Source organism: Vannielia sp., assembly GCF_029212645.1.
GTDB lineage: Bacteria > Pseudomonadota > Alphaproteobacteria > Rhodobacterales > Rhodobacteraceae > Vannielia.
Genome location: NZ_JARGND010000005.1, coordinates 22193 through 39596 on the forward strand (window position 1 = coordinate 22193; position 17404 = coordinate 39596).

A 17404-nucleotide genomic window follows, 5' to 3' on the forward strand; every position below is an offset into this window, starting at 1 on the left:
ATGGAAGTGGCGGCTATCACTCTGACTTGGCCTGCTGGAAGTCCGGTCAGCGGACGGATCAGACCTTCAATAAATTTCAGAATAAATTACAACTATGCTAGGCTTTGCGCAAAATTTTCCCGCTCTAAATGTTCCAATAGCGTACTGGGTTTTGAATATGTTTCATTCCTTCAATCGATATCCGCTTGCCTCGGTCACCGACGAATTTTTCCCAAGCATTTTTCGGTGCAGGAGTGCCGTTGAATCCTTTTCGATCAGGACTTTCGCCGCCCATAGGCACACGATCAGGAAAGTTGGCATGTGTTGCATCCAGCCATTCATTCGCGACAAAGGCACCGACAACAACGCCTTTGACAACCGCCAAAATATAGTCAGCGGCATCAGCCCTGCTCTTGGAAATTCGCCAAGCCAGTCGTGTTTGTTGATATATGGCACACACATCCGACCTATCTTCCAAACGATTGATGTTGATAAGGACTAGCTTCTCTTCAGGTTCAACATCGATCTCTGGAAGGGCATATTTGTCGATTATTTCAATGACATTCATTGGGCCTTTTGCTCCGCTACCGTAACCACCTTGAACATTTGTTAGGCCGGGAAATGCGTCAATCAGAGAAGCCTCTACTTCAAGTATTGCGGCATCTGGAATGTCATGGCGATGAATGACGTAAGACACCTCAAGACCCGCGTTCTTAATCTCGGCAATACGGGAAAATTTCAATGAGATTGAATCGTCGTTGTCGTCAATCAGTTTCTCATGTCTTGCTGCTGCGTGTGCAAAGACACGATTCCCCTTACCTTTTCCAACATAAAACGTTTCGCCATTTCTTGGATCAATCAAACGATAGACGTAGTTTCCAATCTTTTCGGAAACGCCGGCGGGAAACCCTGAGATCACTTCCATCAACCGCTCCTAAACCTTCGGACTGTACAGAGAAATATTATTTGCACTTACAGCATTCCGTCCACCCTGAATTTTAGTAAGTAGGCCTGTTGATGGCGTAAGATTGGGCTCGTAGGAGACCTCCACCCCTAACCCGTCCTTCCAATCCTCACCACCGCGCGGCCCCACCTCCCGCATAGCCCCCTGCCCGGCCAAACTCCCCCCATCTCCCCCCTTGCCAAATCCCGCTCCACCCCTCAAATTGAACATGCGTTCAAATCAGCGCCACCGGGGAGGATCACAGCATGGATTTCGCGCTTACCGAAGAACAGTCCGCCATTTTTGATATGGCCCGCGATTTCGGGGCCAATACCATCGCGCCCCACGCCGCTCAGTGGGAGAAGGATGGCATCATCCCCAAAACCCTCTGGCCCGAGCTTGGCGCCCTTGGCCTCGGCGGCATCTATGTCTCCGAAGAGAGCGGCGGCTCCGGTCTCACCCGGCTTGATGCGACCCTCGCCTTCGAGGCGCTCTCCATGGCCTGCCCCTCGGTTGCCGCCTTCCTGTCGATCCACAACATGTGCGCCCGCATGATCGACGGTTACGGCTCCCCCGAGATGAAAGAGCGCCTCCTGCCCGGCGCCGTCTCCATGGAAACCGTCTACTCCTACTGCCTCACCGAGCCCGGCGCAGGCTCTGATGCCGCCGCGCTCAAAACCCGCGCCACCCGCACCGATGAGGGCTACAGCCTCACCGGCACCAAGGCCTTCATCTCGGGCGGCGGCTACTCGGATGCCTATGTCGTCATGGCCCGCACCGGGGATGACGGCCCGCATGGCATCTCCACCCTGGTCGTCGAGGATGGCGCCCCCGGCCTCAGCTTCGGCGGGCTCGAAGACAAGATGGGCTGGCGCGCGCAACCCACCCGGCAGGTGCAGTTCGATACCTGCATCACCCCCGCCAAGAACCTGCTCGGCGAAGAGGGCAAGGGCTTCAAATATGCCATGGCCGGGCTGGATGGCGGGCGGCTCAATATCGCGGCCTGCTCGCTTGGCGCGGCCCAGGCCGCCCTCACCCAAACCCTCGCCTACATGGACGAGCGCCGCGCCTTCGGCAAATCCCTCAATGAGTTTCAGGCCCTCCAGTTCAAGCTCGCCGATATGGAAATCGAGCTGCAAGCCGCCCGCGTTTTCCTGCGCCAGGCCGCATGGAAGATCGACACCGCCGCAACAGACGCCACCCGCCACTGCGCCATGGCCAAGGCCTTTACCACCGAGGTGGGCAACCGCGTGGTCGATACCTGCCTCCAGCTTCACGGCGGCTATGGCTACCTTGCTGACTATGGCATCGAAAAGCTGCTGCGCGATGTGCGCGTGCATCGCATCCTTGAAGGCACCAACGAGATCATGCGCCTGATCGTCGCCCGCGGGATGCTCGCCCAATGAGTGATGTGTCAATCCGTATCGAAGGGGCCGCAGGCCGCATCACCCTCACCCGCGAAAGCGCGCTCAACGCGCTCTCCCATGAGATGTGCCTCGCCATAGACGCCGCCCTGATCGACTGGGCGCAAGACCCGGCCGTGAAGGTGATCCTGATTGACGCCCTGGGCGAAAAGGCCTTTTGCGCTGGCGGTGACATCGTCGAGATGTATCACAACGGGCGGGCGGGCAATTTCGATCAAGCGCGACACTTCTGGCGGGATGAATACCGCATGAACGCCCGCATCGCCGACTATCCCAAGCCCATCGTCGCCTTCCTGCAAGGCTTCACCATGGGCGGCGGCGTGGGGCTTGGCTGCCACGCCTCCCACCGCGTTGTCGGCGACACCACCCAAATCGCCATGCCCGAATGTGCCATCGGCCTTGTGCCCGATGTGGGCGGCAGCTTCATTCTGGCAGGGCTGAACCAGCTTTTGCCGGGCCTCGGCAGCTGGATCGGCACAACCGGCCACCGCATCAAAGGCGCGCGCGCGATCCCCGGTTTCGCCACCCACCACGCGCCCGAAAACACCTGGCCCGACCTCAAGGCCCGGATCATCGACACCGGCACCATCCCCCTCCCCGAGGGCGAAAGCACCGCCGCGCCTGATCCCACCCCCGTCGCCCGCCACTTTGACAAGCCCGACCTTGCCAGCATCCTCGCAGCCCTCACCGATGATCCCTCGGACGAGGCGCAAGCCGCGCTCAAGGCCCTGTCGCGCGCCGATCCGCTGGCCACCGCCTGCCACCTCGCCATCCTGCACCGGCTGACCCCGCAAAGCACCATCCGCGATGCGCTCACCCTTGAGTACCGCTTCACCTACCGCTGCATGGAGCAGGGCAACTTCCTTGAAGGCATCCGCGCCGCCGTGATCGACAAGGACCGCAGCCCCAAATGGCCAAACCCCTCACTCACCAGCGTCACCCCTCAGCAGGTTGACGCCATGCTCGCGCCGCTGGGCGCCAACGACCTAACATTTCCGGAGGACAACACATGAAAATCGCCTTTATCGGTCTGGGCAACATGGGCGCTCCCATGGCCCAAAACCTTATCGCGGCCGGCCATGATCTGACGGGCTTTGATACCGCCGCCACCCCAGAGGGCATCTCCCTTGCCGCCACCGCCGCCGAGGCCGCTTCGGGGGCCGAGGTGGTGATCACCATGCTGCCCAACGGCGCAATCCTGCGCTCTGTCGCGGCCGAAATTCACCCCGCCATGCAGCCGGGCGCGATCCACCTTGATTGCTCCACCGTCGATGTGGAAAGCGCCCAGGCCGTCGCCTCCGCCGCCACCGAGGCTGGCCTCTCGGCCCTTGATGCCCCGGTCTCGGGCGGCACCGGCGGCGCATCGGGCGGCACCCTCACCTTCATGGTCGGCGGCCCCGATGCGGCCTATGCCACCGCCCTGCCGCTGTTTGAGATCATGGGCCAGAAGTCGGTGCTTTGCGGCGGCGCGGGCATGGGCCAGGCGGCCAAGATCTGCAACAACATGATCCTCGGCGTCACCATGATCGCCACCTGCGAAGCCTTCGCGCTGGCCGATAAACTCGGGCTTGATCGCCAGTCGATGTTTGATGTGGTCTCCACCTCCTCGGGCTACAGCTGGACGATGAACGCCTACTGCCCCGCCCCCGGGGTTGGCCCGCAATCCCCGGCGGACAACGACTACAAACCAGGCTTCGCCTCCGCCCTCATGCTCAAGGATCTGCGCCTCTCCCAGCAAGCCGCTGAGGCCGCAGACGCCGATACGCCCATGGGCCAGGCCGCGCTTGATCTTTATGCCGAGTTTGTCGAGAGCGAAGGCCAGGGCGACACCGATTTCTCGGCCATGCTGCCGCGTTTCGAAAAGCGCCACCGCGCCTGACGGCCCCGCTTTAACCACACCCCCCGCCCGGCACTTTACTCACGCCCGGACGGGGGCCGCGCACAGGCCCTCCCGCCCCTTCCCCTTGCCCGGAGGCGCCTCACGCGCCGCCGCCATTCTGTCGCACCCCACCGATTGCGGATGACTCACGGGGCCGCATGTTATATTCTATACTTCGAATATGATATAAAGGAGCATCCCATGTTCAAAAACAACGTCGGCGGGATTGACCGCATCGTCCGTATCGTCGTGGGCGCCGCGCTCATCGTGGCTTTCTTCTTCTACCGGGACGCCGCCTATGGCTGGCTCTTCCTCATCGGCATCATCCCGCTCTTCACCGGGCTGTTTGGCACCTGCCCGCTCTATTCGATCTTCGGCATGAATTCCTGCCCGATGAAGCGCAACTGAGCGCGCGCCTTGCGGCGTCCCGCCGCAGGAATGAAACCATGCGGCCTCCCCGGTGTTGTTCTCCCAGAGAGCAACTTTTTCAAAGGAGGCCGCCGATGCACACCACCCGAACCTACGTTGCGAGCGGCACCCTTGCCTGCCTCATGCTCCCCCCCCCGGCGCTGGCCCAAACCGGCGCAATGGCCGATGCGCCCGCCCAAAAAGCCCAGGATCAAAACGGGCATCAAAACCGGCATCAAGGCGGGCGCGGCCTCGCAACCCCCGCCATCCAGCCCGGCACCCCGCTTGAGGGCACGGCCTATAAGGTCGTCGATCCCTGGCGCTACGGGCTGGAGCCCGCCCCCCAAGGCAGCGATTATGTGGTGCTCGACGGCCAGCTTTTGCTGATGAACACACGCACCACAGAGGTCATCACCCTTTTGCGCGCGCTCCATATTGGTAATTAATGAACCTAAACCCGATCACAGGCGGTAAAAGACCATGAGACGTATGAAAGCCATCCTCCTGCTCACCGCAGCGCTCGCCTTCTTTGCCGCGCCCTTCTTTGTGAGCGGTTTCGCCGGTTTTGATCCCGCCCTCTTCCCCATCCCGCAAGAAAACCCGCCAGTGCAGCCCGCAGGCTGGGCCTTTGCCATCTGGGGCGTGATCTATGTGTGGCTGGTGGTCCACGCGGGATATGGCCTGCTCGCCAAGGCCGATGACGTCGGGTGGGACGCACCGCGCTGGCCGCTCATGGCCTCGCTGGTCATCGGCGTCACATGGCTTTCCGTCGCCACCTTCTCGCCGATCTGGGCCGAGATCGAGATTTTCGCCATGCTCGCCCTCGCCCTCTGGGCCTTGGCCGTGACCCCTGCAAAGCAGCCCTGGCTGCTCTCCACCCCCATCGCGCTTTATGCTGGCTGGCTCACCGCCGCCAGCTTTGCGGGCCTTGGCATCACCGGCGCGGGCTTTGGCTTGCTCTGGGGGCCCTATGGCTGGGCGGTCGCCTGTATCCTCGGCGCGCTCCTCGTGGGCCTCACCACCGTGCTGCTGGTGCGCCCCAACCCGGCCTATGCCTTCGCCCTCTGTTGGGCGCTCATCGCTATCGCCGTGCGCAACTGGGGCGTCAACTGGGACATCACCCTGCTCGCCGGGTTCGGCGGCCTCACCGCACTGGCGGCCACCGCGCGCAGCTATTGGCTGTCAAACCTCGCTCACCGCGCCTAGAGCATGTTGCTCAAAAGTGGGAACCGGTTTTGAGCTTCTCGAACATGCGAAATCAATAAGTTAGAGCATGTCGCGTGAATTCGAATGAACGCGACACGCTCTAGGCGCAACGCCCCGCACAGTTAACCAGCTTGCGCGCCCTTTGGGTGCGAAAACGCAGGCATGTCAAATGTGCATCGGTTGCGCATCACTTGTGGCCCCCTCACTCGGCGGCCATTTTCGCGCCTTTCAGCATATCCTTAAGGTAGCGCCCGGTATGGCTCGCCTCTACCTCGGCCACCTCCTCCGGCGTGCCCGTGGCCACAATCTCACCGCCGCCATCGCCCCCCTCGGGGCCAATGTCGATGATATGATCGGCGGTCTTGATCACGTCGAGATTGTGCTCGATCACCACCACGGTATTGCCGCCATCCACCAATTCATGCAGCACTTCCAGCAGCTTGCGCACATCCTCAAAGTGCAGCCCGGTCGTTGGCTCATCCAGAATGTACAGGGTGCGCCCGGTCGAGCGCTTGCTCAACTCCTTGCTCAGCTTCACCCGCTGCGCCTCACCGCCCGAAAGCGTCGTCGCCTGCTGGCCAACCTTGATGTAATCCAGCCCCACCCGGTGCAGCGCATCCATCTTGTCACGGATGCTCGGAACCGCCTTGAAAAACTCCTGCGCCTCTTCAACCGTCATATCAAGAACGTCGGCTATGCTCTTGCCTTTAAACTTTATTTCCAACGTCTCGCGGTTGTATCTCGCGCCCTTGCAGGTCTCGCAGGTGACATAAACATCAGGCAAAAAGTGCATCTCGATCTTGATCACACCGTCGCCCTGGCACGCCTCACACCGCCCCCCCTTCACGTTGAACGAGAAGCGCCCGGCCTTGTAGCCCCGCGCCTTCGCCTCGGGCAGCCCGGCAAACCAGTCGCGGATCGGCGTGAAGGCCCCGGTATAGGTCGCCGGGTTGCTGCGCGGCGTGCGCCCGATGGGTCGCTGGTCGATATCAATCACCTTATCAAGGTGCTCCAGCCCCTTGATCGTTTCGCAAGGCGCCGGGGTCTGGCGCGCGCCGTTCAGCGCCATCGAGGCGGTCTTGAACAGGGTTTCGATGGTGAGCGTAGATTTTCCGCCCCCCGAAACCCCTGAAACACATACAAATTTCCCAAGCGGGAAGTCGGCGGTCACATTCTTGAGGTTGTTCCCCGTCGCCTTCTTCACCGTCAGTTTCTTGCGGTTGCCCTTGCGGCGTACGCTGGGCACAGGAATTTCTCGCTTTCCGCTGAGATACTGCCCGGTGACAGAGTTCGGATCGGCGGCAATCTCCCCCGGCGTGCCCTTCGAGACAACCTCGCCCCCATGCACCCCGGCCCCCGGCCCGATATCAAACACGTAGTCAGCCTCACGAATGGCCTCCTCATCATGTTCCACCACGATCACCGTGTTGCCCTGATCCCGCAGGTTTTTCAGCGTCGTCAGCAGCCGCCCGTTGTCACGCTGGTGCAAACCAATGGAAGGTTCGTCCAGAACATACAATACCCCCGTCAACCCCGAGCCGATTTGCGAGGCAAGCCGAATGCGCTGGCTCTCGCCGCCACTTAAAGTGCCACTTGAACGTGACAGCGTAAGATACTCTAATCCAACGTTATTCAGGAATCCAAGTCGCTCACGGATTTCCTTCAGAATGGCGCGTGCGATCTCGTTCTTCTGCTTGCTCAGGCTCTCAGGCACCGCCTCGCACCAGGCCAGTGCTTCGCGGATGCTCTTCTGCACCACCTGGCCCACATGATCGCCCGCAATCTTCACCGCCAGCGCCTCTTCTCTCAGGCGGAAACCACCACATGCACCGCAGGGCCTATTGTTTTGATAACGCTCAAATTCTTCGCGAATCCAGTTGCTATCGGTCTCGCGGTAACGGCGCTCCATATTGGGGATCACCCCCTCAAACGCGCGGCTGATTTGATACACCCGCCCGCCTTCATCGTAGCGAAATTTAATCTCCTCATCGCCCGATCCGTAAAGGAACACCTGCTGCACATGCGCGGGCAGGTCTTTCCACCGGGCGTTCTTGTTGAATTCGTAATGTTTCGCAATCGCTTCAATGGTTTGCAGGAAGTACGGGCTCTTTCCCTTCCGCCACGGCGCCAGCGCCCCGTCATAGACCTTCAGGGTTTGGTCCGGCACCACCAACCGCTCATCAAAAAACAGCTCCACCCCAAGCCCGTCACACTCCGGGCAGGCCCCGAAGGGCGCGTTGAAGGAAAACAACCGCGGCTCGATCTCGGGGATGGTGAACCCACTGACCGGGCAGGCAAAATTCTCGCTGAAGGTAAAGCGTTCCGGCTCCTCGTCCGCCGCCACGGCGGTTTCCAGAATGGCAATGCCCTGCGCCAGATCAAGCGCCGTGCGAAAGCTGTCTGCCAACCGGGTTTCCAGCCCCTCTTTCACCACCAGCCGGTCTACCACCACGTCAATGTCATGGCGATATTTCTTATCCAGCTTTGGCGGATCGTCGAGCTCATGAAACGCCCCGTCAACCTTCACCCGCTGGAAGCCCTGCTTGCGTAACTCGAGGAATTCCTTGCGATATTCCCCTTTGCGGTCCCGGACGATGGGGGCCAGCAGGTAGGCCCGCGTGCCCTCTTCCATCTTCATCACCCGGTCCACCATGTCCTGCACCTGCTGCGCCTCAATCGGCTTGCCGGTGGCGGGTGAATAGGGTGTTCCGGCGCGGGCAAACAGCAGGCGCATATAGTCATAAATCTCGGTCACCGTGCCCACCGTGGAGCGCGGGTTTTTCGAGGTCGTCTTCTGCTCAATCGAGATCGCCGGTGACAGGCCGCTGATGTGATCCACATCAGGTTTTTCCATCATATCAAGGAATTGGCGCGCATAAGCCGACAGGCTCTCAACATAGCGCCGCTGCCCTTCGGCGTAGATCGTATCAAACGCGAGGGATGATTTCCCCGAGCCGGAAAGCCCGGTGATCACCACCAGTTCGTCGCGCGGGATATCCACGTCTATGCCCTTGAGGTTATGCTCTCGCGCGCCCCGCACCTCGATGAATTTTTGCTCGGCCATGCCACCCTCAAAGGTTCTACCCGTTCCAGAGATAGGGGCTTGGCCGCGAGTCTCCAACCCAAAATGCAGAACAAACCGTGAAAATGCTGACAGGCTGTTGTCAGGAGCGTACTGCACGCCCAAAAATCAGCCAGATCACCACGATCCCAACGCCCGAAATCCCTACGCTCAGCGCCACCAACCCGCCCAGCCCAAAGGCCAGCGCAAGGGTGAAAACCGGGATGGTGAGCGCGGTGCCCACGTTGCCAAGCTGCGCAATGGCCCCATTGGCCCGCGCCTGATCGGCCGGGTCGCTGTTGAGCCACGGGACCGAGGCAAAGGCCGCGCCCGGCACCGCGCCGAAAGCCAGCATCAGCGGGAAGCACAGCACCGCGCGCAGCTCCGGCAGCCCCCAGAACGCCAGCATCAGCAACAGCCCCAGGGCGAAGCCCATCATGCCGATTGGTGCAGGCGGTACCCGGCGGGTCAGCGCGCCGGCTCCAAAGGTGCCAACCAGCGCCACCAGCGGCAGCACGGGAGAGGCCCAGCCTCCAAGGAAATCGGGAAGGTAGGTCAACAGTGCCATGAACATCAGCGTATGCCAGAAGAACATCAGCGCCGGGGCCACCCGCCGTGCGCTGAGATATATCGCGCCGTGGCGGGCAAGCCAGCCTTCGGCCACCACCGGACCCCGGCCCACGCGGCGCGGCAAGAGCGGCGCAATCGCCACCCCGAGCAGCGCCAGCGCGCCCCCGTGCGCAAGGTAAATGCCCATGCCAAGCGCCTGTTCTGCAAGTGAAAACAGCATGAACCCCACGCCAAAGAAGGTGCCCCAGAGGCCCATCACCATCGGCCTGTCCGCAGTGCGCGCAGAGGCGGCCATCAGCGTTGGCCCTGCCACCACCAGCGCCAGATGGGCAAAGCCCTCGACCACCCGCAGCGCCAGAAACAGGCCAAACGGCAGCGGCACGGCCTCCAGCCCGGCAAGCAGCGCCCCCGCCGCGATGGCCACCAGCAGAAGCCGCCGCGCCCCGAACCGGGCCACCACAATCCCCGCCGTCGCGCCAAACAGGATACCCGCGACTGAGGTCATCGACACCGTCAAAGGCAGCGTCGCGCCGGCCTCGGGGTAGCGCAGCGCCAAGGCATCCAGCGTCAGCGCGACCTTGGCAAAATGCCCCGCCGCCAACAGCCCAAGCCCGTAAAGCAGCGCAACAAGCGGCCAGTTGGTGCGATCTGAGGAGATGGGCATACTCATCCCCGCTTCTCCCCCGCGCAGCGCTTGGCGTAAAGGGGGGGGTGTGCTTTACTCCGGGTCAAATCAATTTTGCACCGCATTTTTTGCCCCGGAGAGATTCCCATGCTCAAGGTCATAACTGCCTGTTTCTTCGCCCTTATTGCCACCACCCTTTCAGCACAGGAGCGCCCTTCCGCGATTCTGGTGATGGATGGCTCCGGTTCGATGTGGGGCCAGATCGACGGCAAGACAAAGATCGAAATCGCCCAGGACGTGGTGGGCACCGTGCTAGAGACTCTGCCTGCGGATCAAGCGCTTGGCCTCACCCTCTATGGCCACCGCCGCAAGGGCGATTGCACCGATATCGAAACCGTCGTTGCCCCGGCGCTTGGCACCAAGGGGGCAATCACCACAGCGGTCAATGGCATCTCGCCCAAGGGCAAAACCCCGATGACGGAAGCCGTCCGCCAAGCCGCGATTGCCCTGCGCTACACCGAGGAAACCGCAACCGTGATCCTTGTCTCCGACGGCATCGAAACCTGTGATCCTGATCCCTGCGCCGCCGCGCGCGCTCTGGAGCAGGCGGGCGTTGATTTCACCGCCCATGTGGTTGGCTTTGATGTGTCCGAAGCCGAAGCCCTGCGCCAAATGCAGTGTATCGCCGATGAAACCGGCGGCACCTTCCATACCGCCTCCAACGCCGATGAGCTGTCCACCGCCATGGTCCAGATCGTCGATGTGGTCGAAGCGCCCGAGCCAGCGCCGCCCCTCACCGTGACGGGCCTCACCTTCCGTGCCCAGCTTGGCAAGTATGGCCCCTTCATCACCACGCCGCTCAATTGGGAAATCCTGCAAAACGGCTCGCCCGTGGGCGAAACCGCCCTCTCTGCCACCCATGCCGCCGATCTTGATCCGGGTGAATATACCGCCCGCGCCACCCGCCCCGAGGATGGGCTGACGCGCGAGGCCGCCTTTACCGTGGCCGATAGCGCGTTGAATGTCATCGTCATGTTCCCGGCACCTCCTGTCACAGTCCAGTTCCAGGCCCGCGATGGAAAGAACGGTCCGCCCATCACCGATCCGTTGGTCTGGGATCTGCATCGCGGCGAGACGCTGGTCGAGGGGCCGCTGAACGTGGATCGCTTCAGCGCCGATCTGGAAAAGGGCGAATACCGTGTCACCGTCATGCGCCCGTCCGATGAGGCCAGCGCCGAGGCGATCTTTGGTGTGGGTCGGGTGAACAAGAAGGTAGTCGTCGAGCTGCCCGAGTATCGCCCCGCCGCCTCCCTTGAGGCCGCCGAAACCGCCACCGTCGGCAGCACCATCCCCGTCCGCTGGACAGGGCCGGACACCGCCAAGGATTTCATCGCCCTGCGTAAAATCGGTGACAGCGGCTATATCAACTACACCTACACCGCCGAAGGCTCTCCTCTTGATCTGGTGATGCCGCCAGAGGCGGGCAGTTACGAGATCGCCTATATCCTGAACGATCACCGCAAGACCCTCGCCACCCACCCGATCGAGATCACCGCTGTCGAGGCCAGCATCACGCCCCCCGCCGCACTCCCCGCCGGGAGTTCGGTGCAGGTCCGCTGGACAGGCCCGGATTACAAGAATGACTTCATCGCCGTCTTCCCGCGCGGTGAGCGCAAACGCTATGAAAGCTATGCCTACACCCGCGAAGGCTCTCCGCTCGATCTGCAATTGCCCTCCGAGCCGGGCAGCTACGATATCGCCTATGTCCTGGCCCAGGATCGCACCACACTGGCCATTGCCGAGGTGGAAATCGCCGCTGTCTCCGCCAGCATCACCCCACCTGCCACCCTCAATGCCGGAAGTTCGGTGCAAGTTGGCTGGGAAGGCCCGGATAACAAGAATGACTTTATCGCCGTCTTCCCGCGCGGCGAGCGCAAGCGCTATGAAAGCTATACCTACACCCGCGAAGGCTCTCCGTTGGATCTGCAACTTCCCGCCAAGCCCGGCGCCTATGACATTGCCTATGTGCAGGCCGAGGGCCGAAATGTGCTTTCGGTGGCCGAGGTCGAGATTGCGGCCGTTTCCGCCAGCGTCACCCCACCCGATACCCTGACCATAGGCAGTTCGGTGCAGATCGGTTGGGAAGGCCCGGATGACAAGAATGACTTTATCGCCGTTTTCCCGCGCGGTGAGCGCAAGCGCTATGAAAGCTATACCTACACCCGCGAAGGCTCTCCGTTGGATCTGCAACTTCCCGCCAAGCCCGGCGCCTATGACATTGCCTATGTGCAGGCCGAGGGGCGCAATGTGCTTTCCGTCGCCGAGGTAGAGATCGCCCCTGTCACAGCCACCCTCACCCTCGGCACGCTAACGCCGCAGGGCAAGCTCCCGGTGGAGTGGGAGGGCCCGGATAACAACGGGGATTTCATCGCCATTTTCCCGGCGGGCGGTGACAGGTATCTCGGTTACGCCTACACGCGCGATGGTTCTCCCGCCATGCTCACCATGCCCGACCGCCCCGGCGACTACGTGGTGAAATACCTCCTGAAGGTGGATCGAACCCCCATCGCGGAAGTGCCTGTCACGCTGGAGTAACCCACCCAGACCGACACATGAAAAAAGGGCGCCCATCACCGGGCGCCCTTTCAATTCCAATCTCCGCCACCCTGAAGGCTGGGTGCTAACCCACCTCTAGATGTGGATCGCCCGCCCGTAGGCTTCCAGCACGCTTTCGTGCATCATTTCGCTCAGCGTCGGGTGCGGGAAGACCGTGCTCATCAGGTCTTCCTCGGTGGTTTCAAGCTGGCGGCCAATCACATAGCCCTGAATCAGCTCGGTCACTTCCGCGCCCACCATATGCGCGCCCAAAAGCTCGCCGGTTTCGGCGTCAAACACGGTTTTCACCAAGCCCTCCGGCTCGCCCAAGGCCACCGCCTTGCCGTTGCCGATGAACGGGAACTTGCCCACCTTCAGCTTGTGTCCGGCCTCCTTGGCCTGCGCCTCGGTCATGCCCACGCTGGCGACCTGCGGGTTGCAATAGGTGCAGCCGGCAATGCTTTCGGGCTTCACCGGATGCACATGCTGGCCTGCAATCAGCTCAGCCACCATTACGCCCTCATGGCTCGCCTTATGCGCCAGCCAAGGGGCACCCGCGATATCGCCAATCGCAAACAGCCCGTCCACGCCGGTGCGGCAGTATTCATCGGTGATCACATGGGTCCGGTCGATCTTTACGCCCAGCTCTTCCAGCCCCAGCCCCTCGGTATTGCCCACAATGCCAACGGCAGAGATCACGGTGTCAAACACCTGCTTTTCCACCTTGCCGCCCACTTCTATATGGGCCGTCACCTTGCCCTTGGCGCGGTCAAGCTGCTTGACCATGCCCTTCTCGATGATCTTCATGCCCTGCTTCACAAACTGCTTTTTGGCAAAGGCGCTGATGTCCTTGTCCTCCACCGGCAGCACACGGTCCATCACCTCCACCACCGTGGTGTCAGCGCCGAGCGTGTTGTAAAAGCTGGCAAATTCAATGCCAATCGCGCCCGAGCCGATCACCAGCAGCTTCTTGGGCATCCGCTTGGGGGTGAGCGCGTGGCGATAGGTCCACACCAAATCCCCATCGGCCTCAAGCCCCGGCAATTCACGCGCGCGCGCGCCGGTGGCCAGCACGATGTTCTTGGCGGTCAGCTCCTCGGTGCCCTTGTCGGTTTTCACAGCGACCTTGCCCTTGCCGGTGATCCTCGCCTCGCCCATGATCGAGGTGACCTTGTTCTTCTTGAACAGGTGCTTGATGCCGCCTTCCATCTGCGCCGCCACACCGCGCGAGCGTTTGACAACGGCCTCAAGATCAAAGTCCGGCTTCTCGACCGACAGGCCAAAATCCTTGGCCCGGTGCATCAGGTGAAACACCTCCGATGTCCGCAGCAGCGCCTTGGTGGGGATGCAGCCCCAGTTCAGGCAGATGCCGCCGAGGTTTTCACGCTCAACGCACACCACGTTCAACCCAAGTTGCGCCGCCCGGATCGCGGCCACATAACCGCCCGGACCTGCGCCAATCACGATGAGGTCGAAGTTTTTAGCGGCCATGATTCTCTCCTGTGCCCAAACTAGTTTGGTATTAAACTATTTTTCGCCCACTCCGAAACCCCGAAGCGATTTTGCCCCTCCAGCGCCCCTCACCCGGATGAACCCCAGCCCGCCGCCTCGCCCTTTTCGATCCTTTGATAGGTCCAGCCGTAGCCCCCGGCGGCAAGGTAGGCTTTCTCCTTTTCGCTTGAAACGCGGGCCAGCGCCTCGTTGCGATAGGGAAAGCGGCTGAAATCGCGGATCACCTGCCGATGCGCCCGCGCATGTTCCAGGTTGTTGCCCTGCGACATGCGCGTCATGAAGCACCGCACCGCACGATCCTGATCGGCCAGCACCTCCGAATGCATCAAGGGCAGGTAAAAGAACTGCCGCTTCGGCCCGTCGATCCGCCGATCAAACCGGTTTTCTATCGCCCATTTCGCCATCTGCCGCGCACGGGCATCGGTGGCAAAGCTGCGGCCATCGCCGCGAAACATGTTGCGCGGAAACTGGTCGGTCAGCACGAGATAGGCCAGCACCCCCTCAGGCGTGTTGCGCCAACCGCGCAACGCATCGTCATGCACGTCCTGCCAAAGCCCGCCAAACCGCTTGCGAATTTCAGCGTCCACCGCGTCATCCACCGCGTACCATCCCTCGGGGCCAATCTCATCAACCCAAAACCTGAGGATATCTTCCGCTTGTTCCATACTGCCACTTCCTCCCAAAAAGCACAGCCCCAGCCAAACACGCGCCGCGCCCTGTGACAACCGGTCAGGCGGCAGTTTCGGCATCCCCGCGCTCATCGTCGATGTTCTCGATAAACACCTCCTGCGCCGCTTCCATGGCAACCGGGGTGGAGGACGACAAAACCGGGGTGTAGCTGGTGGTCTCATCCACCGGGGTCGAGGGCCGCCGCGTCATCCGCCAAAAGGCATAGCCGGTGATCGCCGCCATCAGCCCGCCGATATAAATGAAAAAGCCGGTCGGCCCGATCAGCCCCATGAACCAACCTGTCACAATCGGCCCGGCAATCGCCCCCACCCCGTTCACAAAGATCAGCCCGCCGGAAGCGGCGGCCATGTCTTCGGGTTCCAGAAAGTCATTCGTGTAGGCAATCAGCAGCGAATAGAGCGGGTTCGTCATGCCACCAATCGCAAAGCCCGCCGCCAGAACCGCCGTATAGGCATCGCCGTACACAAAGCCAAAAATCGCGCCAATCCCGCCGAGCATGGCGATCATCGCGATCAGCATCCGCCGGTCCATCCGGTCGGAAATCCAGCCAATCGGGTATTGCATCACCAACCCGCCCACAAAGATCGACGCCACAAACCCCGAGGTTTGCCCAACCGAAAGGCCCGCCTGCGTGGCAAACACCGCCGCCATGCCAAACGTTGCCGCATTGGCCCCGCCCAGCAAAAAGGCCCCCACCACGCCCAGCGGCGAAATGGTGTAAAGCTGCAAAAGGCTCATCGCCTTGGTGGTCTCAAAGGCCGGGGTTGGCTGCACGTTCAGCAAAATCGGCGCAAACGAGATCGACACCAGCACCGAGGGGATCACAAACAGCAAGAAACCGGTCTCATCGGGGATCACCAGCAAGCCCTGCGCCGCCACGATCCCGGTCATCTGCACGATCATGTAAAGCGACAGCGCCTTGCCGCGGATCTCGTTGGTCACGGCGTTGTTGAGCCAGCTTTCCGCGGTCACGTAAACCGCCGAAAAGCAAAAGCCGATCACCACCCGCTCAATGATCCAGGCCCAGGGCGCGGCGTAGCTTGGGAACAAAATCAAAACTGCGCTGATCATCGAGGCCAGGGCCGCAAACACCCGCACATGCCCCACCCGGCGGATCATCTCCGGGGCCATGCGTGAGCCGCCCAGAAAGCCTAGGAAATAGGCTGACATGACGATCGAGATCTCAAGCGTCGAAAAGCCTTCGTTCGCCCCCCGGATGCCCAGCAGGGTGCCCTGAATCCCGTTGCCTACCATCAGCAACATCACGCCGAGTAACAGCGCCCATGTGCTTGCCAGAACCTTGATCATCGCCCGCGCTCCCTGCCATTGCGCCTCAAATGGCCCAAGTGGCGGTGCCGTCAACCGCTTGGTTGCGACGCCGCCGTGTCGTTATTCGTCCGGCAACAGCAGCGAAGCGTCCCCGTAAGAGAAAAACCGATATTCGGCGCCTATCGCATGGGCGTAAATTTCCCGTATCCGCTCCGGCCCCATGAGGGCCGAAACCAGCATCATCAAGGTTGATTTCGGCAGGTGAAAGTTGGTCATCAACGCGTCTGTCAGGGCAAAGTCATAGCCCGGATAGATGAAGATATCGGTTTCGCCCTGCCACGCCGCAATCTGCCCCGGCCCGCTGGCCGCGCTTTCGATCAGCCGCAGCGCCGTGGTCCCCACCGGGATGATCCGCCCGCCCGCCGCTCGGGTGGCGTTGATCTCTGCGGCGGCCTCGCCGCTCACCTCGCCGCGCTCTGCGTGCATCCGGTGGGTGGTGACATCCTCCACCGTGACCGGCAGGAAGGTGCCCGCCCCCACATGCAGCGTCACCTCCGTCAACCCTACGCCCATCGCCTTGATCTTGCTCAGCAAATCATCGTCAAAATGCAGCGAAGCCGTGGGGGCCGCAACCGCGCCGGAGTGCTTGGCGAATACGGTCTGGTAGTCCTCGCGGTCTGCCGCATCTGCGGCGCGGCGTGCAGCGATATAGGGTGGCAAGGGCATCGCGCCCACCGCCTCAAGGGCTGCGTCAAAAGCCGCGCCCTCAGCCGAAAACCGCAGCCAAACCTCACCGCCCTCGCGTGACAGCACTTCAGCGCTCAACCCTTCGCCAAACTCCAACACCTCGCCCGGCTTCACCTTGCGCGCAGGCCGCGCCAGCGCCATCCACGCGCCCTCGGCGCCCGGCTCCAGCAGCGTCACCTCTACCCGCGCCTCCACCGGCCCTTGCGCGCTGTCACGTCGCCGCACCCCTGAAAGCCGCGCCGAAATCACCTTGGTGTTGTTCAGCACAAGCCGGTCACCGGGGCGCAAATACCGCGTGATATCAGCGACATGCGCGTCATCTATCCAGTCCCCACCGGCCACCAGCAGCCGGGCCGCAGGGCGCGGCTTTACCGGGCGCGTGGCGATCAGCGCTTCGGGCAGGTCAAAATCAAAATCACTCAGCTTCATACCGCCCGCCATACCCGGCCAAGCGCCAAAAGTTCAATGCCTCCGGCGGGGATATTTTTGGCAAGAA

14 protein-coding genes are annotated in these 17404 nt (G+C 61.8%); 7 read left to right on the top strand and 7 right to left on the bottom strand.

Annotated elements, in window-relative coordinates:
* Positions 1-124 precede the first annotated feature (124 nt).
* A complete protein-coding gene (locus P1U55_RS02800) occupies positions 125-904 on the bottom strand; it encodes a hypothetical protein (protein WP_301045972.1) in 780 nt (259 codons plus the stop codon).
* A 284-nt stretch (positions 905-1188) separates the two neighbouring features.
* On the opposite strand from P1U55_RS02800, the gene P1U55_RS02805 reads away from it, so the two are divergent.
* From P1U55_RS02805 to P1U55_RS02830, 6 genes are all read left to right on the top strand, one after another.
* Positions 1189-2328, top strand: coding sequence for an acyl-CoA dehydrogenase family protein (locus tag P1U55_RS02805; protein ID WP_301045973.1), 1140 nt, complete (start codon positions 1189-1191; stop codon positions 2326-2328).
* Positions 2325-3359, top strand: coding sequence for an enoyl-CoA hydratase/isomerase family protein (locus P1U55_RS02810; RefSeq protein ID WP_301045974.1), 1035 nt, complete (start codon positions 2325-2327; stop codon positions 3357-3359). The genes P1U55_RS02805 and P1U55_RS02810 overlap by 4 nt, the downstream gene beginning before the upstream one ends.
* A complete protein-coding gene (gene mmsB / locus P1U55_RS02815) occupies positions 3356-4225 on the top strand; it encodes a 3-hydroxyisobutyrate dehydrogenase (RefSeq protein WP_301045975.1) in 870 nt (289 codons plus the stop codon). Before P1U55_RS02810 ends, mmsB begins: the two co-directional genes overlap by 4 nt.
* A 201-nt stretch (positions 4226-4426) precedes the next feature.
* Positions 4427-4633 carry a DUF2892 domain-containing protein gene (locus P1U55_RS02820; RefSeq protein WP_301045976.1) on the top strand — a complete coding sequence of 69 codons (207 nt, stop codon included), beginning with the start codon at positions 4427-4429 and terminating at the stop codon, positions 4631-4633.
* Between the two features lie 95 nt (positions 4634-4728).
* The gene (locus P1U55_RS02825) at positions 4729-5079 is read left to right on the top strand and encodes an RcnB family protein (protein ID WP_301045977.1); all 351 of its coding nucleotides are present in this window, start codon (positions 4729-4731) and stop codon (positions 5077-5079) included.
* Positions 5080-5113: 34 nt separating this feature from the next.
* Positions 5114-5839 carry a hypothetical protein gene (locus P1U55_RS02830; protein ID WP_301045978.1) on the top strand — a complete coding sequence of 242 codons (726 nt, stop codon included), beginning with the start codon at positions 5114-5116 and terminating at the stop codon, positions 5837-5839.
* 202 nt (positions 5840-6041) lie between these two features.
* Here P1U55_RS02830 and uvrA read toward each other — a convergent pair whose 3' ends face one another.
* A complete protein-coding gene (gene uvrA, locus P1U55_RS02835) occupies positions 6042-8903 on the bottom strand; it encodes an excinuclease ABC subunit UvrA (RefSeq protein WP_301045979.1) in 2862 nt (953 codons plus the stop codon).
* A gap of 100 nt (positions 8904-9003) precedes the next feature.
* A complete protein-coding gene (locus P1U55_RS02840) occupies positions 9004-10140 on the bottom strand; it encodes an MFS transporter (RefSeq protein WP_301045980.1) in 1137 nt (378 codons plus the stop codon).
* A 102-nt stretch (positions 10141-10242) separates the two neighbouring features.
* Here P1U55_RS02840 and P1U55_RS02845 point away from each other — a divergent pair, with 102 nt between their 5' ends.
* Positions 10243-12690, top strand: a complete 2448-nt coding sequence (locus tag P1U55_RS02845; protein WP_301045981.1) for a VWA domain-containing protein — start codon at positions 10243-10245, stop codon at positions 12688-12690.
* Between the two features lie 96 nt (positions 12691-12786).
* On the opposite strand, the gene lpdA is transcribed toward P1U55_RS02845, so the two are convergent.
* From lpdA to queA, 4 genes are all read right to left on the bottom strand, one after another.
* The gene (gene lpdA, locus P1U55_RS02850) at positions 12787-14181 is read right to left on the bottom strand and encodes a dihydrolipoyl dehydrogenase (protein WP_301045982.1); all 1395 of its coding nucleotides are present in this window, start codon (positions 14179-14181) and stop codon (positions 12787-12789) included.
* Between the two features lie 89 nt (positions 14182-14270).
* Positions 14271-14867 carry a DUF924 family protein gene (locus P1U55_RS02855; RefSeq protein ID WP_301045983.1) on the bottom strand — a complete coding sequence of 199 codons (597 nt, stop codon included), beginning with the start codon at positions 14865-14867 and terminating at the stop codon, positions 14271-14273.
* 64 nt (positions 14868-14931) lie between these two features.
* Entirely contained in the window at positions 14932-16200 is a 1269-nt protein-coding gene (locus P1U55_RS02860) for an MFS transporter (protein ID WP_301045984.1), read from the bottom strand.
* A gap of 81 nt (positions 16201-16281) precedes the next feature.
* Positions 16282-17337 (bottom strand): tRNA preQ1(34) S-adenosylmethionine ribosyltransferase-isomerase QueA, encoded by a 1056-nt coding sequence (gene queA, locus P1U55_RS02865; protein ID WP_301045985.1) that lies wholly within the window; start codon positions 17335-17337, stop codon positions 16282-16284.
* Positions 17338-17404 lie beyond the last annotated feature (67 nt).